The sequence below is a fragment of the Phaeobacter sp. 11ANDIMAR09 genome (assembly GCF_001294455.1).
Classification (GTDB): domain Bacteria; phylum Pseudomonadota; class Alphaproteobacteria; order Rhodobacterales; family Rhodobacteraceae; genus Pseudophaeobacter.
The window spans coordinates 164,210-184,252 of record NZ_LIKT01000006.1 but is presented as its reverse complement, the minus strand read 5'-3'; the positions used below and the strand labels follow the sequence as shown (position 1 = coordinate 184,252).

The window sequence follows — 20,043 nt, the reverse complement described above, 5'->3', positions numbered from 1 at the left end:
TGAACGGTTCAGTACACTACGGTTAAAGAAGGGCGCCAGAAGATGGCGCCCTTTTGCTTTGCTATCCGTTGTCTGTTTGCTTGTTCACAAAAAACACCGCACCGACGACAAAATTCAATGTGTCGGGGCGAATTTCGCTGCGGTCCAATGCAATGACAATTTTGTGGATTCGATCCATCCTTGAACCACCAGCCTCATCGGACTGGAGATTGATACTGGCCGCAAGAACCCCATCGCCCGTGACTTTCAGCGGGATCGGTTTTGAAAGGTTCGGGTCCTCATGATCCTGTGACAAAGAGCTAATGGTGGCAGAAAAGGCGACCTTGTCGGAGGGGGTCATGACACGTAGATCTTCGGCCTTTGTCAGTTCAAGGATCCGAAACCGGGCTTCCACAGTGTCCTGGCCCGGCTCGGCATAGAAGCTGAAGATCAGTCTGGGATCGGGCATCTGAGAATAGCAGCTCATCATTTTTTCCTGCTGCTTTCCAGTCAGTTCTAGCATCGAAAAACGCGCCGCATTGATGTCTCTTTCGATTACATCCTTGTCAGGCGACTGCTCCCACAAGCCACCACTGATCAAGACCGACTGCTTCTCACTTGCCGGGATCAACTTATTGGTTTCTACAAATTGCAACTCCTGCTCAATTTGGCGAAGCTCATTTTGACATTGGGAGGAAAAGGCCGGCTGGGCAGGAAAGACGTCGAAAGGCTGCCAGTCATGCGAAATCACAACTGGCCGCGCCTCAATCACGCCACGAATACTGTCACGGACCGGGTTCTCGTCCTTGTCAGAGCCGATCAGGCCAGCCAGTTTTGCTTCCAGCTCAGTCGCAAAGACCTGGGCAGTCTCAGAATTAGGTGCCCCCTTCACCACATTGACCACCCTTTGATCGGTATCCAACAGTTCATGCGCCCAAGCCCGCGGGTGAAGAAAGTCGTTAAGCGACAGCCCAAACAGAGCAGCCGCAAACACCACAAACCCCAGAACAGGCCCCCAAATGGTGGATTGCTTCCAATACTCTAGACTGAGCAGCTTGGGGCGTGCCTCTTGCTGGCGTTGCTGTTCTGCCTGTATCAGGCTAACGATGCTTTCCGAAAAAGCCTCATCTCCCTTGAGTTCATCGACAAGGGTTTTACGCACATGCTCCGAGTTGCGCATGATCCCTGCCAGATCGTTTTCGCAAAGCTCTGGCAGCATCTTTTTGAACTCTGCATGATTTCGCAGCGCCTCTACCAGCGTCTCCTTGACCGCATCCTTTTCCTTGATTTGAGCAATTAGATCAGATGTTTCTATAGCCATGGTATTCTCACTCCACCGGACGCGTACGGACGTAGGGTTGGTAGGTATCCTCAAGCGGTAGGTATTTTTGCTCCACCCGCTCCTCAATGACGGAACACTGCATCTTGAACAGGCTGGGCCCGCAGGGCTCTTTGACCAGAGTAGGGACGCGAACTTCGAATTTCTGGAAATTTGAGATCTCAGCGAAACCGATATCGATTTCCACACCCTCTGCAACAAAGGTCTGCCTGCCCAAGGCTGCCTCTCTCAGCGCCATACCAAATGTTTCAGTCGGCAGGGTCATACGCTCATTCAGTACCAACCCTTCTGCACTCCAAACCTCCTGTTCCTGTGGCACAAAGGCCTGCACCCAATTCCCTGCCTGTTCGCTGCAGGTGACCCCGCCCCCCGACGCCAAACAGGCGAAGACCTCACTTTTGGCTCTTTCCAATGCCATCACTTCTTCACGGCTGAGCTCGCGTCCAAAATCGACCTCCCAACCATCCTCCTCAAGAGCGGCGCGCACCCCAGAGCCGGTCGAGGACCGTTGCTGCGGCGCCTCCAGCTCAAATTCCTCCTCAGAAACCGGTTGTGAAAAGGCCGGGCTGAACTGGGTCGCCATCAAGAATGTCGTCGCAAAAACTGTAATACGCATTCATTTCCTCCCAATATGGTGATCTGAAAATCAACCTATGATAGCATCATCTTGCAAAAAATTCACCCCAATCGTTCGTCACCCCGGTTGCTCCCTTGCCAAGCCCTGCCACTGCGCGTAGGGCTGGATCGTTTCGCGCAAATGAGATCAACCATGTCCACATCTCCTGGCACCGCCAACTGGATCAAACTGATCATCCTCGGCCTGATCTGGGGGTCCTCCTTTATGGCGGTTACCCTCGCGCTCCAAGGGCTGGGGCCGGTGACAATTGCCGCCGTGCGGATCTCCCTGGGGGCTGCGTCTCTGCTGGCAATCATCTCGGTGATGCGCATTGGCCTGCCTTCACTGCACAACGGTCAGGGCAGAGTGATCTGGCTTTGTGCGCTTGGCATGGGATTTTTCACCAATGCCCTGCCCTTTACCCTGCTCAGCTGGGGACAGACCTATGTCGCCAGTGGCTTTGCCGGGGTCTGCATGGCTGTGGTGCCGCTCTTTGTGCTGCCACTGGCCCATGTCCTGGTGCCTGGCGAGCGGATGACCCTGAACCGCGCCTTGGGCTTTGCCATTGGGTTCAGCGGCGTGCTGACCCTGATCGGCTTCAAGGCCTTTGCCTCTGCGGGCAGTGATTTTGAATCGCTGGCGCGGCTGGCCTGTCTGGCGGCGGCACTCTGCTATGCCATCGGCTCCATCATCACCCGGCTTTGCCCCAGCGTGAATCTGCTTTCGCTCTCAGCGGCGGCGCTCAGCTGTGGTGCCGTGATGATTGTGCCCATGGCGCTGTGGCAGGAAGGCCTGCCCAGCCTGCCACAGGGGCAATCCCTGCTTGCGGTGCTTTATCTTGGCCTGGTGCCCACTGCCCTGGCGCAGGTCTTGTTGGTGCAGGTGGCACGCAGCGCAGGCCCCAGCTTTTTGTCGACCGTGAACTATCAGGTCCCTGTCTGGTCGGTGTTCTTTGGCGCACTGCTGCTGAATGAGACCCTGCCCCCACAGCTTTTTGCTGCGCTGATCCTGATCCTTGGGGGCCTCTTGCTCAGCCGGGCGCCCGCCCATCGCCAGCGCCCCTGACACCCGGAGCACCGCCATAGGGCAAGACATCGCCCCAGGCCGAAACAATTGCAATTGACCTCAAGACCGCAAAGCCGTCTTGTGCACAGCGGTGGGGCGGGGAGAGATCATGCCAGAGCGGATGGGAAAATACTGGCTGATGATCGCCACGCTCGGCTTTGTCTGGGGCGGAACCTTTCCGCTGATCAAACTGGCGCTCACCGGTATTACCCCCTTTTGGCTAGCCGCTGGGCGCATTGGGTTTGCCGCCCTGTTGCTGGGTGTGATCTGGGGCTGGCGCGGCTTTCGCCTGTTTAGAGGACAAAGCAGCTGGCCTGCGGTGCTGATCATCGGCACCTTCAGCACCGCCCTGCCCTTTATGCTGATCAACTGGGGGCAACAACATGTCTCTGCCGGGTTCACCGGCCTCAGCATGGCGGCGATCCCGCTCATGGTGCTGCCCCTGGCGCATGTGTTCATCCCCGGCGAGCGAATGGTCCTGCGCCGCGTGATCGGTTTTGTGGTCGGCTTTGTCGGCGTCGCCATTCTGATCGGCGGCAAGGCCTTTGAAAGCAGCAGCTCTGAACTTGAACTGCTTGGCCGCCTGGCCTGCCTGTCAGCCGCGGGCTGCTATGCGATGAGCTCGATCCTGACCCGCCGCCTGCCACCAGTAGACCCCCTGGGTCTGGCCGCCCTTTTGTTGCTCATCGGCACGGTGATCATCCTACCCACAGCCTGGGCCATTGAGGGCCCTCCCCTGATGCCAGACGGGCAGACGCTGGCTCTGATTGCGGTGCTGGGGCTGATCCCGACGGCAGCTGCCAATCTGCTGCGGGTGATCGTGGTGCGCGAGGCCGGGCCCACCTTTATGACACTGACCAATTACCAAGTCCCGGTCTGGGCCGTTGTGCTGGGCGCGATCTTCCTGGGGGAAACCCTGCCCGCCGCGCTGCTGCTGGCCATGGCGCTGATTCTGACCGGGCTGTGCATTAGCCAATGGGGCGCGCTAACTCGCCTGTTCAGCCGGGCCCAGGGGCGCTAACGGCAGATCAGCGGATTGCCTGCCACAGGCGCAGCGCCTGTGCCGTTTCCGCGACATCATGCACCCGGATCATCTGCACCCCCTTGGCGATCCCCGAAAGCGCCACGGCGATAGAGCCTGGCGCGCGCTTATCCGCCTGCGGCTCCTGGCCGATATCACCGATAAAACGCTTGCGCGACACCCCCAAAAGGATCGGACATCCAAGCCCGTGAAACAGGCTCAAACCTTTGAGAAGGGTCAGATTATGGGCCTGGGTTTTGCCAAAACCAATGCCCGGGTCAACCACGATCTGATCGCGCAGGATCCCCGTGGCTTCCAGCCGGTCCACCTGCTGCTCCAGGTAGTCATAGACATCCAGCAGCACATGATCATAGCGGGGATCATTCTGCATGGTTTCCGGGTCACCCTGCGAATGCATCACACAGACCGGTGCGCCTGCCTGGGCCGCCAGCGGAGCCAGGGCCGCATCAAAGGTGAAACCAGAGACATCATTGACCAGCTGCGCCCCGGCGTCCAAGGCCTCCATCGCCACGGAGGCTTTGCGGGTGTCGATCGAGATCGGCACCTCGGAGCGGGCACGAATAGCGGCAATCACCGGGCTGGTGCGGGCGATCTCTTCGTCCTCGGGCACAAAAGCCGCGCCGGGGCGGGTAGATTCGCCGCCGATATCCAGGATATCTGCCCCTTCCGCCACCATCCGTTGGGCTGCCTCGACACCCGCCTCGACACCCGCATGGCGTCCGCCATCGGAAAAGCTGTCGGGCGTGACATTGAGGATGCCCATAATCTTGGGGCGAGTCATATCCAACCCGGCGATGGCCGCACGCCGAAAGGTCAGCCGATGCCGGACCTCTGGCGGGATCAGCCCGACCGGAACGATCCGTGGCGGTGCCTCACGGCTCAGCAGCTCAACTTCCGAGAACCAAAGCGAACCGCCAGCAAGCGGCAGCGCGCCTTCGGGTCGTGTCTCTCCATGCCGTACCAGTGGCCGGTAATACATCACAACTGTGTTTGCTCCACATTCACCACGCGCAGCGGAACCTGCGGGCTTTCAGGAGTTTCTGCGCCAATAACAATCATCTCGCCCGCCTCAAAGGTTGCCGCAAACCAGGCTGCCAATGCAACCGATTCAGAAGGCGCCTCAGACGGGCCATCCACCGCATCCAAAACAATCTTGGAAGGCGCCCAAACACAGATCTGCCCATTTTTCATGGCCCAATCGAGTTCGGTTCGGGTCGCGACAACCACGCAGCGATCGTCTTTGGCGGCCAGACGCCAGGCATTTTGTTCAATAGAAAGCAAATCAATTCGCCGCTGTGTCATCTTGTGGCCAGTTTTGGGCGTCTCCAGCGGATGAGCACCAACACAGAGAATCAGCGGCCGCTGACGGCTTTCCATCTGATCAATCCAGGATTTGAAGTTGGCGCTCTCGATTGCCGCGTTTGACAGATACATCAGGCGCGGATGCGGCGGTTCGTCCTCTTCGACGCTGTGGCTGACCTGATCCTTGGACCGGGCAATTTCCACGCCTAGGGCACCGGGGCCGCGATCCAGCTTCTCAATACGCACAAAGACCCGCACCGCCTGCGGCTCCAGAAGGATGCGTTCTGCAACACGTTCAGCCAGCGTTTCCAACAGGTTAAGCCGCTCCGCCGCCAACTCAAAAGCGATGGCCTCGGTCACTTTGTCATAGGACAGGATCCGATCCACATCGTCGTCCAGATCCGCCGGCAGCGGGGTGACCTCAACCACGACATTAAAGCTGATCCGCTGCGTATTGCCCCGTTCGGCCTGAAAGGCGCCGATTTCGACTTCGACCATATGATCGCGCAGCGAAATCCGGTCCAGTGGGCCAGGCCGGGCTGTTGCGGCGGCACGCTCGGAGGGGTGTTCAAAGGCGAGGCGAACATCTGAAGACATGGGGAAACGGGCCTTTGGCTGGCAGAAAGGAGAACGTTGAACAACGGGTAGGCGGCAGTCTACCCTTCAAGGCCCGCCATAACAGGCCCTCTTGCGTCCGACTAGGCATCGAATGCGGCGCAATTGGCAATTGGGGTCAGTCTAGCCCGGGGCAAGAGCCCCTTCCGGGCCTCCGCTCTAGGATATGCCGCCCTCTCTCCGAGGTCGCACAGGCCTTTATTCAGTAGAGGCGGTGCGATAGCGATCGTCGCGGTAAAACAGATGCACACCAATGCGGGTGGTCTTGGTAAAGCTGCGGCTCCAGCGCGGGCTGACCGCCGTGGTATGGTAATAGGTCGCACCCTGCGTAAGATCGGGGGCAGCCCCGTCGATCACCATGCGCGCGATCTTGGCCCCCCGCACATAGGCGTTCTTTTCGCGGATCACCTCTTCGTGGCCATCGCAGGTATAGGTGAACTGACACTGATAGCGGCGCCCGGTGCCCTGATTGATCACCCCACAGAGCGTATTGGGGAACTGAGCCGATTTGACCCGATTCATGATGACCTCTGCCACGGCAAACTGACCTTTGACGGTTTCGCCACGCGCTTCAAAGTACAGCGCCTCTGCCAGGCAGGCAAAATTTGCATCTCCCGTGGCCACCGGCTGCTCGTCCAGCCAGGCCTTGGTAAAGGTGATCTCAGCTGGGGTGGTTGTCTTGGGGCGCACTTTGAAGCCCAAGAAACCCGACAGGCGAGAGCCCGGAACAGAATTCAGACTCGACTGCTCACGCTTAAACAGGGCGCTCAGGCCCGTCTCGGCCTTGGCCATTTGTCCCGTCATTGTTGTTGCTACCGCCAGGGCAGCCAAGGTCAGGAATTTCATGTCAGGGATCCTCAAATTATCCATCTGCGCACGGCCTCCCCAGTCCAATGCGATCGCCTCCTTTAACCACATTCATGCCAAACGTCCAGTTCTGGGACCGGAGGAGGCAAATCACAGCAAGGCACAGGATCACGGACAGGGCCGCACCAGAGGGGGAAAGAGCAAATTTTTCCTAATTTTATGTATATGTTGGCGAGACCGCCCCGGTTTTTTCACCAATCGCCAACTGCGCTGCCGCCAATCTGACGACAGGAACCCGGAAAGGGGAACAGGAGACATAGTCAAAGCCCGCAGCGCGGCAAAAAGCAATCGATTCGGGATTGCCGCCATGCTCCCCACAGATCGAAAGCGTCACCTCCGAATTGGCGCTTCGGCCCCGTTGCACGCCCAGTTTGAGCAGCTCACCCACCCCGTCTACATCGAGCACGTGAAACGGGTCTTCGGGAAAGACCCCCTGCTGCACATAATTGGACATAAACCGGCCCGCATCATCACGAGATAGCCCATAGGTCATCTGGGTCAGGTCATTGGTCCCAAAGCTCAGAAAGGAAGTATGCGGCGAGATCTCATCGGCCCGCAGGGCGGCGCGCGGAGTTTCGACCATGACACCCAAACGATAGTCAAAACTGATCCCCTGCTCAGAGGCCACTGCTGCCGCAACCGCATCAATACGTGCCTTCACCAATTCGACCTCGCGTTTGGCCGAAACCAGAGGGATCATCACCTCGGGCACCACAGCAGCGCCGTCTTTGGAGGCTAGAATCGTGGCTTCAAAAATCGCCCGCGCCTGCATGTCGTAGATTTCTGGCACCGTGACGCCAAGGCGCACACCGCGAAGACCCAGCATTGGATTGTATTCCGCCATCTCCCCCACCCTGCGGGTGACATCGCTGACCGGGATATCCAGCGCCTCGGACAATTCGCGCTGCCCGGTTTTGGTTGTCGGCAGAAATTCGTGCAGAGGCGGATCAAACAGGCGAATGCAGACCGGCAGCCCCTCCATAATGCGAAACAGCTCCAGAAAATCCTCGCGCTGCATTGGCAACAGCCGCGCCAGCACTGCCGCCCGCCCGCTAGAGGTCTCTGCAAAGATCATTTCCCGCATCACTGTCAGGCGGCCGGGATCAAAAAACATATGCTCGGTCCGGCACAGCCCGATACCTTGGGCATTAAAATTACGCGCAGTCTGCGCATCTGCTGGCGTGTCGGCATTGGCGCGAATACCAATATCCCGGGCCTCATCCGCCCAGGTCAGCAGCGCCTGAAAAGCATCATCCTGCGCCGCTTCCAGCATCTCGGGCTCTCCGGCCAGGACTTCACCGCTGCTGCCATCAATGGTGACAATATCGCCGGTGCGAAACACCCGTCCCTTGGGGGTGACCAGCTGTTTCTTGCGAGAATCGAATTTCATATCCGACGCCCCCACGATGCAAGGCAGGCCAAGCCCACGCCCAATCACCGCCGCGTGGCTGGTCATTCCGCCCTTCCCCGTCAGTACCGCCACAGAGGCATGCATGCCGCGCACGTCCTCGGGCGAGGTCTCACGGCGCACCAGAACACAGGGTTCCCCCCGCGCGGCGCTGGACTGGGCCTCAGCAGCCGTAAACACCAGTTGCCCGGTTGCCGCGCCTGGGCTGGCGGCAATGCCCGAACCTATGAGGTCACGTTCAGCCGTTGGCGCCACCTGCCGGTGCAACAACTCGTTCAGCACATGGGCATCGACCCGCATCACCGCCTCATGGGCTGGGATGATTCCATCCTGCGCCAGAGCCACCGCAATCCGCACAGCCGCCCGCGACGAGCGCTGCACCCGCACCCCGTCCAGAATATGCAGCTGATCATCCTGGATGACAAACTCCACCTGCATCTCTTCGCGCAGGCGCTCGCGCATCAGCGCCGCATCCGCCTTGATCGAAGCAAAAGCCTCAGGTGCCAGCTCCTCCAGCGAGGGTCCGCGTGCGTCCTTTTCCAAAAACAGCGCTTCCGTGCCCGCACCCAGTGCTTCACGGCCCTGGCTCTGGCTCAGATAGCGCCCCGTCAGCTGAGGCAGACCGGTATCGGAATCCACCAGCTGCAGCACGCCAGAGCCGCATTCCCCCTGGCCAAGGCCCGGAATCATCTCTTGCACCACCAGGCCCAGCCCGGCATCAGCCGGCGCGCCTTTGGCCTGCCGCAACAGCCGTGCCGAAGTGCCCTCCCAGGCCCGCGCCATCGAGCGTAGCACCGCCGCCAATTGTTCGCCCGGATCCTGTGGAAATACCTCATCCGTTTCGGCCTCATAGGCCTGTAGGATCTCGCGCAGCGCATCCGGCCCGCCATCCTCGACATCATCAAAAACATCCGGGTCCAGCCGCGCCACATGCACCGCATAGGACTGCACAAACCGCAGATAGAGCGAAGCCGCCGCCTCTTGCCCCAGCGCCTCGCTCAAGGAGACATAGCGGGCATTGTTCATACCGATATTCAGAATGGCGCCGGGTCCGCCCCAATCCGGCACCTCCGAAGAGGGGCGCACGCAGAGCAGCGCATCTTCAGAAAATTCCGCAAGAATGGCAGGAATGTCCGGCATCTCACCCGCTGCCACCTTCTGCACCGCAGCAAATGACAGCGCCACCGTGCAGGGCACCGGCAGGTCCAGTCGCACCAAGCGCTGAAGACATTTGGCACGCCCCCCATGCTGCGCCGCCTCAATTGGCGCAGTGGCGGTGATCAACGTAGCAAGCGGGATCTCAGACATGATTTTTCTGCACTGCGGCACCTTTTAGTTGCCTGCAGCATAATCACGCCAGCCCTCTTCGCAAGGGTGAAGCCCGGCGCGGGGTGGGAATTTCCTCAGAGATCACTTCCATGCCACAGCGTCACGCCCGATCACAGCATTGGCCAAAGCGCGGGTCAAGCTCCGCGTCAGCGGCCCTGCCTACGGCAGGGTTCAACCTTGAGGCGCACTTGGCCTATTACAATTGCCAGCGCTTTTAGGGGCAGAGCTGCCCCTAAAACGCCTCCCCAGCAAAGGAAAAAGGGCCGCGCCCAAGCGCAGCCCCCCAAACCTCGCCACCCTGGCTGTGGATCAGGCTTCGATCCGGGTCAGATCCGCCACCTGGCCGCAGACCTTGCGGATCTGGCTCAGCAGGTTCAGCCGGTTGCGGCGCACAACATCCTTGTCCGAATTCACCTGCACCGCCTCAAAAAACGCATCCACCGGCGCCCGCAGGGCCGCCATGCCGCCCATGGCGGCCGCGAAATCTTCGGCCTCGATGGCCGAAGAGATCGCCCCCTCGCTCGCTGCAAGCGCCGCGAAAAGTTCCTTTTCGCTTTCGTCCTCGGCGAATTTCACATCCGCCCCATAGGAATATTCGACGCCGTCTTTTGCCTCGGCTTGGGTCAGGATGTTATTGGCGCGCTTAAAGCCCTGCAACAAGTTGGTGCCGTCTTCGGACTTCAGGAAATCCTCCAGCGCCCGAGCGCGCTTTACCAGCAGGGTCAGATCATCATTGCCCTCCATGGCGATACAAGCGTCGATCACATCGTGGCGAATACCCTGATCCCGCAGGAAGACCTTCAGGCGGTCATGGAAGAAAGAAAGCAGATCAACCGAGAGGTCCGGCACCCTTGTTTCAAGATCCAAGAACGAACCCTCGGCAAGATCCCCGAGGCTCTCTTTGACAGTGCGGAAAGCGGCGCCAAAGACACCATGTTCCGCGATCTCTGCCAGCAGCGAGGCGATTTCGGCAGAGGGCAAAGAAGCATCCAACGCGCCTTCAATCCGCACCAGATGCCCGTCAAAGAAGCGATCCAGGGAAAACCGCACATCGTTTTCCAGCACCAACCGGATCACCCCCAGGGCAGCGCGGCGCAGGGCAAAGGGGTCTTTGGAGCCCGTGGGCTTTTCATCAATCGCCCAGAACCCGGTGAGGGTATCCAGCTTATCCGCCAGCGCCACCGCGACCGAGACAGGCTCGGTTGGCACATCATCCGAGGGGCCCAGCGGCGAATAGTGCATCTCGCAGGCGTTCGCGACCTCCTGCGGCAGGCCAGCGGCCTCGGCGTAGTAGCGCCCCATCAGCCCCTGCAGCTCGGGGAATTCATAGACCATCTCGGACGACAGATCCGCCTTGGCCACCCGTGCCGCCTGTTCCGCAAGATCCGCGTCCGCGCCAACGACAGGTGCAATCTCGCGCGCCAGCGCAGCGATGCGGTCAATGCGTTCAGATTGGGTGCCCAGCTTGTTGTGGAAGGTCACATTCGACAGCTGCGCGGTCCAGGCCTCCATGCCGCTCTCGGATTTGGCAACCCGCAGGTCATTCTCCCAAAAGAATTTTGCATCGGCCAGACGCGCCGACAGCACCTTTTGGTTGCCCGCCAGAATGGTCGCGCCTTGATCGGCGGTTTCACGGTTGGCAACGGTGACAAAGCCCTCGATCCGGCCCGTCTTGGGATTCTTCACCGAGAAGAACTTCTGATGTTCCTTCATGGAGGTCTGCAGCACCTCTGGTGGCAGCTCCAGGAATTCGGAGTCGATATCCCCCAGCAGCACCACCGGCCATTCCACAAGACCGGCGACCTCGGCCAAAAGGCCCTTGTCCTCGACCAGCTCCAGCCCGCGGGCAAAGGCCTGATTACCAGCTTCCTGCCAGATCGCGGCCTGGCGCTCTGCCGGGTCCAGCACCACATTGGCGCGCTTCAATTTGGCGGCGTAGTCTTCAAACCCGTTCACACTGATCTCGCCCGGCGCCATAAAGCGATGGCCCTGGGTCACATTGCCCGCTTTGATCCCGTCGATTTCCAGCGGCACCACCTCAGCGCCGTTTTCATCGCTGAGCTGGCACAGGATCGAATGCAGCGGACGCACCCAGCGCAAAGATCCCGTACCCCAGCGCATGCTTTTGGGCCAGGGGAAGTTGCGAATGGTCGCTTCCAAAACCTCAGCAATGATCTCGGCAGCCGGGCGACCCGGCTTTTCGATCAAAGCAAAATAAACCGCACCCTTGGGGGTGTCGCGCTCTTCCAGCTGATCCCGAGTCAGCCCTGCACCACGCAGAAAACCCTCAATAGCCTTGTCCGGTGCGCCGACTTTGGGCCCCTTGCGCTCTTCACGCAGGGTTGGGCTTTCGGCCAGCAGGCCTTCAACGGCCAGGGTCAAACGGCGCGGAGTCGAAAAGGCCGCAGCCCCGGCATAGGTGAGACCCGCTTCGACCAGACCATCGGTCATGCGCTTTTTCAGATCCTCAGCCGCACGCGCCTGCATACGGGCCGGGATTTCCTCGGAAAACAGTTCAATCAGCAGATCGGGCATCAGGGGTCCTCAGAAGTTCACAATCGTCTGGATGACGATGGCATTGGCGATATCCACAAAGAAGGCGGACACCAGGGGCAGTACTACAAAAGCAATAGGAGAGGGTCCATAGCGTTTGGTCACTGCGGTCATATTTGCGATGGCGGTGGGGGTCGCCCCAAGAGCAAAACCGCCAAATCCGGCGGCCAGCACGGCCGCCCGGTAGTTGCTGCCCAGCATCGGAAACAGCACAAAGAGCACAAAGCCGACGGCAAACAGGGTCTGCGCCAGCAGAATAACCAGGATGGTCAGGCCAAGATCCGCAATGGTCCAAAGCTGCAGGCTCATCAGCGACATCGCCAGAAAGGCTCCAAGGGAGAAGTCTGACACCAGAGCCAGAGCCGGCGTCCGCGCCACCGAAGGCGCTTTGGGTGCGATCAGGGCGCGCAGATTGGCCAGCAAGATCCCCGCCACCAAACAGGGCACAAAGAGCGGCAGTTTCAGCCCCGCGACCTGCGACAGAGCATGCAGCGCATACCCCAGGATGATCGCGAGGTTGAGGTAGAGCATCACCCGGACCAGGGCCAGGTGGTCAATGGCTGCGCTCTCGGCCTCATCATGGGGGACACCAACGGTATGTTCTTCTTCGGGACGGCTTGGGGTCAGCCCATGGTGGGTGATAAGGCTGCGCGCGATTGGCCCGCCGATCAGCGCCGCCAGCACCAACCCCAGGGTTGCCACTGCCACGCCAAGCTCGGGCGCGCCGGTCAGCCCGGTGGTGGCCGCGACCTCCGGCGCCCAGGCAATCGCTGTGCCATGACCCCCAATCAACGCCGCCGAGCCCATCAAAACCCCTGCCTGGGCTGGGTAGCCAAAGGCAACAGCCCCCACAGCGCCAATCACATTCTGGGCCAAAATTGTCAGAAAGGTCAGAAACAGTAGAATTGCCAGCGGCTTACCGCCCGCCAAAAGATCCGACAACCGGGCGTTCAACCCGATCGCGGCAAAGAACAGCACCAGAAACATGTCCCGGCTGCCCATCTCAAAGCTGATCTCCAGACCGGTGAGATTATAGACCAGCATCACCGCCAGAGCCGCGCTCAGGCCCCCCGTCACAGCCTGTGGGATGTTGTAGCGGCGCAGGACCGCCACTCGGTTGTTGAGCTGAGCGCCCAGCAAAAACACAGCAAAGCCAAGCGTCACTGAGATAAAATCAGGAATGGTAATCGCAGTTTCCATCACAGCCCTCATCTTCCTGGCCAGCCCTGCCTGATCCAATGCCCGCTTCGGCTCCCGATCAGCCCAGGTCAAGTGTCCCTGGGAAAGGGCCCGCGCCTGACCTGCCGGCTCAGTTACTCTGCGGGCGCGGCGGGCAGGCTTCACCCACCACGGTGCCATCATAGGCCTTTTGGCCACAGGCGTTCAGCTCATGCCAAGCATATCCCAACCCCTGATCGGTCACCGCAACAATGCGATCCACGCCATAAAAGATGTTTTTGACCGCAACAAAGGCTGTCGCCCGATCTTCCTTCAGCGCCCCGCCCAGCGCCTCAGCATCAAAACAATCAAACCATTTAGGCGCATTTCGCGGCTCATGCTGATCAGAAAGCTGAAAAACCTGCGCCAACTCCTGCCGCGTCACCGAGGTGGTGAAACAGGCGCGGTAGCGGATAGGCGAACTTCCGGCATCGATGGCCTGGAAATTGTCATAGGCAATAGGGCGCGGCGTGTCTTGGTCAAGCGGCAGCAAAACCACGTCCTGCCCGGGATTGGCTGTTACCTCGTCGTAGTAGCCATAGACCTGCAGGTAATACATCGCCGCCCCAGCAGCGAGGCCTGAGGCGATGAGAATAATGGAGAGAAACTTGCCCATGGCGGAGGCCCTTGATGTCTGGCTGGCCGTGTTGGCCGGGTTCACGGCCTCCCCGCTACTGGGGAAGCCAGATGTGCAAAACGCGTAGCTTAGGCCGCGTGGCCGCCAGCTTCGGTCAAAACAAAGGCATCGGCGCATTGTTTGGCCAGATTACGCACCCGGCCAATATAGGCCTGACGTTCGGTGACCGAGATCACCCCGCGGGCATCCAGCAGGTTAAAGATATGGCTGGCCTTGATGCATTGGTCATAGGCCGGGTGCGCCATGATGATGCGCTTGCCGGTCTTGGGGTCCTCGTGTTCCTGCGCCAGAATGGCAGCGCATTCGGCCTCGGCCTCTTCAAAATGGCGCAGCAGAACTTCGGTGTTGGCCACGTCAAAGTTCCAGCGGGCATATTCTTCTTCAGTCTGTTTGAAGACATCACCATAGGTCAGCGGGATTGGCGCATCCGGGTCATTGAAGGGCATGTCCATCACGTGGTCGACCCCCAGTACATACATGGCCAGGCGTTCCAGACCATAGGTAAGCTCTCCCGAGACCGGGTGGCAATCATGGCCGCCAACCTGCTGGAAATAGGTGAACTGGCTGACTTCCATACCATCACACCAGACCTCCCAGCCCAGGCCCCAGGCCCCCAATGTCGGGCTCTCCCAGTCGTCCTCGACAAAGCGGATGTCATGCAGCGCCATGTCGACGCCGATGGCCTCAAGGCTGCCAAGGTAAAGCTCTTGCAGATTGGGCGGGCTGGGTTTGATCAGCGCCTGAAACTGGTAGTAATGCTGCAGCCTGTTGGGGTTTTCCCCGTAGCGGCCATCGGTGGGACGGCGCGAAGGCTGCACATAGGCCGCAGCCCAGGGCTTGCTGCCCAGCGAACGCAGCGTGGTCGCCGGGTGAAAGGTCCCTGCCCCGACTTCCATGTCATAGGGCTGCATCACGGCGCAGCCCTTGGCGGCCCAATAGCTTTGCAGCCGCAAGATGATCTCTTGAAAAGAGCGCGGAGTGGAGCCGGCTACGCCAGCGGTCATCGCGCCAGTCTGGCCGATACTCTGGCCGGTGGTCTCTGTGGCGGTCTGGGTCATGTCCAAATCCCTCGTCTTGGCTGCAAATGCGGGTTTCTTCCTATGCAAGCCCCCCGGCAGGGTCAACGGCTAGAAGCGCGCAATGCGCCGCAGACCCCGGGGAAGAAGGCAACAGAACGACATAACATTGCATTTCGCCGTGGCATTAAGGCCATAATCACCAGATTGCTGCATCACGTAAGGAATTCCCCCCCGCATGGGGCGTTCCCTTTGTCGCCGCAAAATGTTTATCTGCGCGGCAATAATTTGGTTTACCGGGATAGGGTCCTGATAATGAGAAAACTGATTGCCGCATTGCTTCTGTCGTTCAATGCGCTTGCCATTCTTCTACTTGCGCCAGCGCAGGCGCAGCAAAACCCGCAGGATACGGTCTGGATCCAGGTGGCGGCGCGCCCCACCCTGGCCTCTGCCAACCAAGAGGCCCGCGCCTTTGCCGCCAAGATCCCGGATGTGGCCGGGTTTTCGCTTGGCGGCGGCTGGTACGGGGTGCTGATCGGCCCCTACACCCGGCAAGACGCCACCCGCGTGCTGCAGGTCTACCGCGCCGAGGGCCAAATCCCCCGCGACAGTTTCATCGCCCTGCCCAACAATCTGCGTAATCAGTTCTATCCGCTTGGCGACGGCGCTGCCCAGGCAACACAGCCGGTACAGGTGCCCGAAGCCACCGCCACGCCTGAACCAACCCAGGCGGAAGAGCCCGTGAGTGTGGCCGAACCCGCAGCCCCGGCCCTGCCGGATGAAACCCGTGCCGAGGCCCGCCGCAGCGAGCAACGGTTGAGCCGGGATGAGCGCAAGGACCTGCAGATCGCCCTTAAGGCCGCAGGTTTTTACAATTCGGCCATTGATGGCGCCTTTGGTCGCGGCACCCGCCGCTCCATGTCCGACTGGCAGACCGCCAAGGGCTTTGAGGTCACAGGTGTTCTCACCACGGCCCAGCGCCAGATCCTGCTGGATGACTACAACGCGCCACTGATTTCGGTCGGCATGCGCCGCATCACTGACACTCGCGCTGGGGTTTCCATGGAAATTCCTGCTGGGGAAGTTGCCTTTAACCGCTACGAGCCTCCCTTTGCCCATTACGACGCCGCAGGCGATCTGGGTGTCCGCGTCCTGCTGATCAGCCAACGCGGTGACAAGAGCACGCTTTATGGTCTCTATGACATCATGCAGACCCTGGAAATCGTACCTCTGGAAGGCCCGCGCGAACGTAAGGACAAGAGCTTTACCCTGGAAGGCCGCAACAGCCGCTTTGTCTCCTTTACCCAGGCCAGCCTCAAGAATGGCGAGATCAAAGGCTTTACCCTGATCTGGCCCGCCGGAGATTACGCCCGCCGCAGCCGCGTCCTGACCGCTATGCAGGATAGTTTTGAACGCACCGAGGGCGTTCTGGACGATGCCGCAGGAGCCGATATTCAGCAAAACATCGACCTGCTGTCAGGGCTGGAAATCCGCAAGCCCAAGATCTCCCGCTCGGGCTTCTTTGTCAGCACAGATGGCGTTGCCGTGACAACTGCAGATGTGGTGCAGGGCTGCACCAGGGTCACGCTTGATCACGGCTACCCTGCCGAAGTTCTGGCTGTAGATGCTCAGACCGGCCTGGCGCTGTTGCGTCCCAGCCAGACACTGGCCCCAATGGCCGTGGCCGAGCTGAGCCCACAGAGCCCACGCCTGCAGTCCGAGATTGCCGTTTCCGGGTTCTCCTATGAGGGCGTGCTGGGGGCACCCAGCCTCACCTGGGGCACCCTGGCTGATATCAAGAGCCTGGAAGGCGATACCAATCTCGCCCGTCTGGAGCTTTCTGCCCAACCCGGTGATGCCGGTGGCCCGGTGGTGGATAAATCCGGCGCGGTGCTTGGCATGCTGCTGCCACAGGCCGGTGAGGGACGTCAGCTGCCAGGTGATGTCAGCTTTGCGGTAAATGCCGCCGCCATCGGCAGCGCCATGGAGGCAGCTGGGCTGAGCGCCACATCACATGCGCCAGCAGGCAGCGCTCTGCCAAACCAGGCGCTGGTGCTGCGGGCAACCGGCATGACCGTTCTGGTCAGCTGTTGGGAATAAGCCCTAAAAACCAAAGGCGGCCCCGACAAGTCTGAGGGGCAGTCGCACAAAAGACGCTGGTGGTGCTCCGCCAGCGTCTTTTTGTTTCGGGCAAGTCCGCGTCGGGCAAATTGACCGGGCAGATGCGTCAGTAGGCGTGGATCTGGCCATCCCAGGTGTGAAAACAGCCAGTGGTCTCAAGCGTCAGCACATCAAATTCCTGCAGCAGCCCACGGGCAGAGGCTTCAACGCTGATGTCCCCCTCTGCGCCCCCCATTTCGGTGCGCACCCAGCCGGGATGATAGATCCCAACGGCTATGCCCTCGGGTTTGAGATCGGTGGAGAGGTTGCGACCCAGATTCAGCGCAGCCGCCTTGGAGGCCCGATAGGCATAGCTGCCCCCCGGGGCCCGAACGTGGCTGGCCATCTGCGAAGAGATGATTGCGATCTTTGGATTGGTCCCCAGCCGCAGATTGGGCAACAGCGCCTGTACAGTCAGAAACACCCCGGTCACATTGGCCGCCATACTCTGGCTCCAAATGTCGGTGGTGTAGTTTTCCATAGACATGCCCTTGTCCAGATAGACCCCGGCATTGCAGACCAATAGATCAATCGGGCGCTGTCCAAGGGCGCTGGCAAACTGCCCCTGCTGTGCCGGGTCGGTCACATCCAGCGCCACGTCACAGGAGCTATCGCGCGCTGTTCCTGTGACCTCATGCCCCGCCGCCACGAGCTGAGAGGCCATTTCCTGGCCAATTCCACGATTGGCACCAGTGATCACTACATGCATAAATTTGCCCCTTGGCTGTGGTCAAAACGAATAGATTTCAGTCCTAACCTCTTTTAGCGAGCCAATCCCTGCAGGTCTCTAGTTTGTTTTGCGACCCCGCCCAAAGGGCAGCGGCAAAACTGGGATACCCTCCTCGATCAAGGCTTTGGCCTCTTCCGGCTTGGCCTCTCCGTGAATGGCGCGTTCCGGCGAGTCGCCCAGATGCATGGCCCGGGCCTCGCTGGCAAAATCCTTACCCACATAGTCAGAGTTTTCTTCGACCTTGCGGCGGAACTCCCCTAGGGCTTTTTCTATCTCTCCCGCCGCACCCGTCTTCGGAGTGCTCAAGGCCCCTGGGCCGCTCTCCGGCGTGGCTACGGGGGCGGCTCCAGTGATGTCTGAGTTTGAGGATGACGCCACAGAGGCCTGCGAGGGCTCAGGGGCGGGGCGCTCAGGCTCGCCGATCCCTGACACGGCCTTGCGCCCGGTGCGCACCCGTGGCGCCATGATGGCTTTTTCAACATCGGTGCTGCCGCAAAAGGCACAGACCACCAGACCCGCTGCGGACAGCTTGTCAAAGGCAGAGGCAGACTGGAACCAGCTGTCAAAGCTATGCCCCTGGGCGCATTTCAGGCTGTAGTTTATCATTCACTTACTCGTAGCAGGTTTTGCTGAATAGCGGGGCAACAAATGTAAGATCAAGAGGCGAAATTATGCCGCAGCCCTGTTGGGTCCAGGACCAGAGCCTAAGCCCCCCGTAACAGAAATTTCTGCCTAAAGGGAGTGTCGCCTAGGGCTGCAACGGCAGCCGGGCGACAAAATCCTCCAACAAACGCCCCTCGGACTGGTCAGCCTCGATCGCCAAGCGGCGCAGTCCAAAATGCACCAAGGCAACCTCATGGTAATAGCCGGAATAAACATAGTTCACTGTGGCCCCTGCGGCCGCCCCCAGAACGGGCACCGACTGCGCCGCCAGCTTATGCCCCAGTGCCGTGGCTAGACGGGGCGCCACGGTGGTGATGACCTGATTGAGCGCCTGCCCCGAGAGGCTGAAGCGCAACGAGACAAAGGCCGTGTCGCTGCCGTCATCCCGCGCCAGCGGACCTGCGGAAGAAAACACCCGCAGACAATCAAACATCACGTTTTCCGCGTTGGGGTCAAACCCCTGGCTTGCCGCGGCATCCTGGATCGTACGCAGTAAAAAGGCGGTGGTGGCGGGCAGCTCAACCAGTGCCCCCGGCAGCCCGGCAGCGCCACCAGCGGCGCCCATTGCGGTGCTGACCAGCCGGTTGACCCGGCGCGATTGGCCCGGCACCATCCGGCGGGAGTGACGCGCCGCCTGCATGGCCAGGTGCAGTGCTTGCTCGGTTGCCTGTCCCAGCTGCCCACGCGGGCCCGCAGGCAGTTGCGCCAAAAGGCTCTCAAACTGTCCGCCGATCACGTTCAGCAGGTTGACTCCCAAACCGCTTGCATTTCTGTAGCGCCGTGCCAGCGCATCCAGCTCTGCCTCAATCTCAGATGGGGACAGCCTACGCTGCTCTTGCAAAATCTCACTCATCGCTCCTGGCCTCCCTCCCCATAGAGATTGGCCCCCAGAGCGTCGGTTTCAAGGTCTTCAGGCGCGATGCGCCGCCCCTTGCCACCGTGTGACCCGGCCTCGGACCCCCGCCCAGGCGCCAGACTGCGCGGCCAGCCCCAAAACCCGCTCAGGGTTTGTTGGGGGCGGCATTTCCACATCCTGCAACTGCTCGAACCCGAACCGGCGATAATAGGGGGCATCCCCCACCAACATCACCCGCTCCCAGCCCTGCTCGGCGGCCTTGGCCAGACTGTCCCGGATCAACGAGCCGCCCAGCCCCTCGCCCTGGTGGGTGGGATGCACCGCCACAGGTCCCAGCAGCAGGGCCGTCACAGGCTGCGCCTTGGCGCCAGCGGAGATCGCTTCGCCTTCCTCTTCGATATGGACAGGCCAGAACCGGATCGCCCCTGCCAGAATGCCCAGCTCGTCGCGCGCCACCTGGCTCAAGCCCGCAACGGGCGGCACATCATCGCGCAAACGGTAAGACGATAGGGCTTCTCGCCCCGGCGCAAAGCACAAATCATAAAGCGCTTCCACCTCCCAGCGGTCGCCGGGCTGTTCTGCCATAAGTTCGATCACGCCTTGCGGCCTCCGTCCCTGCCCTCACCTCAAGGGGCTGGAAATCGCCCT

The 20,043-nt window shown here is 60.4% G+C and carries 17 protein-coding genes; 3 read left to right on the top strand and 14 right to left on the bottom strand.

What is annotated here, in order from left to right; all coding sequences use genetic code 11:
* Window positions 1–61: 61 nt before the first annotated feature.
* Both AN476_RS07430 and AN476_RS07425 read right to left on the bottom strand, forming a co-directional pair.
* On the bottom strand, window positions 62–1,300 hold the full coding sequence (locus tag AN476_RS07430; RefSeq protein WP_054460349.1) for a hypothetical protein: 1,239 nt from the start codon (window positions 1,298–1,300) through the stop codon (window positions 62–64).
* A 7-nt stretch (window positions 1,301–1,307) separates the two neighbouring features.
* Window positions 1,308–1,934 (bottom strand): hypothetical protein, encoded by a 627-nt coding sequence (locus AN476_RS07425; protein WP_054460348.1) that lies wholly within the window; start codon window positions 1,932–1,934, stop codon window positions 1,308–1,310.
* Between the two features lie 153 nt (window positions 1,935–2,087).
* Between AN476_RS07425 and AN476_RS07420 the strand changes: the two genes are divergently transcribed.
* Together AN476_RS07420 and AN476_RS07415 are read left to right on the top strand one after the other, a co-directional pair.
* Window positions 2,088–2,999, top strand: coding sequence for a DMT family transporter (locus AN476_RS07420; RefSeq protein WP_054460347.1), 912 nt, complete (start codon window positions 2,088–2,090; stop codon window positions 2,997–2,999).
* Window positions 3,000–3,108: 109 nt separating this feature from the next.
* On the top strand, window positions 3,109–4,020 hold the full coding sequence (locus AN476_RS07415) for a DMT family transporter (protein WP_054460346.1): 912 nt from the start codon (window positions 3,109–3,111) through the stop codon (window positions 4,018–4,020).
* Window positions 4,021–4,027: 7 nt separating this feature from the next.
* Here AN476_RS07415 and folP read toward each other — a convergent pair whose 3' ends face one another.
* From folP to AN476_RS07375, 8 genes are all read right to left on the bottom strand, one after another.
* Entirely contained in the window at window positions 4,028–5,023 is a 996-nt protein-coding gene (gene folP / locus AN476_RS07410; RefSeq protein WP_054460345.1) for a dihydropteroate synthase, read from the bottom strand.
* Window positions 5,020–5,940 carry a dihydroneopterin aldolase gene (locus AN476_RS07405; RefSeq protein ID WP_054460344.1) on the bottom strand — a complete coding sequence of 307 codons (921 nt, stop codon included), beginning with the start codon at window positions 5,938–5,940 and terminating at the stop codon, window positions 5,020–5,022. Before AN476_RS07405 ends, folP begins: the two co-directional genes overlap by 4 nt.
* Before the next feature lie 216 nt (window positions 5,941–6,156).
* Window positions 6,157–6,804 carry a cell wall hydrolase gene (locus AN476_RS07400; protein WP_157063696.1) on the bottom strand — a complete coding sequence of 216 codons (648 nt, stop codon included), beginning with the start codon at window positions 6,802–6,804 and terminating at the stop codon, window positions 6,157–6,159.
* Between the two features lie 178 nt (window positions 6,805–6,982).
* Window positions 6,983–9,541, bottom strand: coding sequence for a putative PEP-binding protein (locus AN476_RS07395; protein ID WP_054460342.1), 2,559 nt, complete (start codon window positions 9,539–9,541; stop codon window positions 6,983–6,985).
* Window positions 9,542–9,871: 330 nt separating this feature from the next.
* Window positions 9,872–12,097, bottom strand: a complete 2,226-nt coding sequence (gene glyS, locus AN476_RS07390; protein ID WP_054460341.1) for a glycine--tRNA ligase subunit beta — start codon at window positions 12,095–12,097, stop codon at window positions 9,872–9,874.
* Window positions 12,098–12,106: 9 nt separating this feature from the next.
* Entirely contained in the window at window positions 12,107–13,315 is a 1,209-nt protein-coding gene (gltS, locus tag AN476_RS07385) for a sodium/glutamate symporter (protein WP_054460340.1), read from the bottom strand.
* A gap of 109 nt (window positions 13,316–13,424) precedes the next feature.
* On the bottom strand, window positions 13,425–13,949 hold the full coding sequence (locus AN476_RS07380) for a DUF6446 family protein (protein ID WP_054460339.1): 525 nt from the start codon (window positions 13,947–13,949) through the stop codon (window positions 13,425–13,427).
* A gap of 89 nt (window positions 13,950–14,038) precedes the next feature.
* The gene (locus AN476_RS07375) at window positions 14,039–14,974 is read right to left on the bottom strand and encodes a glycine--tRNA ligase subunit alpha (protein WP_054460404.1); all 936 of its coding nucleotides are present in this window, start codon (window positions 14,972–14,974) and stop codon (window positions 14,039–14,041) included.
* A 327-nt stretch (window positions 14,975–15,301) separates the two neighbouring features.
* Here AN476_RS07375 and AN476_RS07370 point away from each other — a divergent pair, with 327 nt between their 5' ends.
* A complete protein-coding gene (locus AN476_RS07370; protein WP_054460338.1) occupies window positions 15,302–17,086 on the top strand; it encodes a trypsin-like peptidase domain-containing protein in 1,785 nt (594 codons plus the stop codon).
* 127 nt (window positions 17,087–17,213) lie between these two features.
* Here AN476_RS07370 and AN476_RS07365 read toward each other — a convergent pair whose 3' ends face one another.
* From AN476_RS07365 to AN476_RS07350, 4 genes are all read right to left on the bottom strand, one after another.
* Window positions 17,214–17,855, bottom strand: a complete 642-nt coding sequence (locus AN476_RS07365; protein WP_054460337.1) for an SDR family oxidoreductase — start codon at window positions 17,853–17,855, stop codon at window positions 17,214–17,216.
* 78 nt (window positions 17,856–17,933) lie between these two features.
* The gene (locus AN476_RS07360) at window positions 17,934–18,482 is read right to left on the bottom strand and encodes a DUF1178 family protein (RefSeq protein ID WP_054460336.1); all 549 of its coding nucleotides are present in this window, start codon (window positions 18,480–18,482) and stop codon (window positions 17,934–17,936) included.
* A gap of 142 nt (window positions 18,483–18,624) precedes the next feature.
* Window positions 18,625–19,392, bottom strand: coding sequence for an EcsC family protein (locus tag AN476_RS07355; protein ID WP_054460335.1), 768 nt, complete (start codon window positions 19,390–19,392; stop codon window positions 18,625–18,627).
* Window positions 19,393–19,449: 57 nt separating this feature from the next.
* Entirely contained in the window at window positions 19,450–19,992 is a 543-nt protein-coding gene (locus tag AN476_RS07350; RefSeq protein WP_054460334.1) for a GNAT family N-acetyltransferase, read from the bottom strand.
* Window positions 19,993–20,043 lie beyond the last annotated feature (51 nt).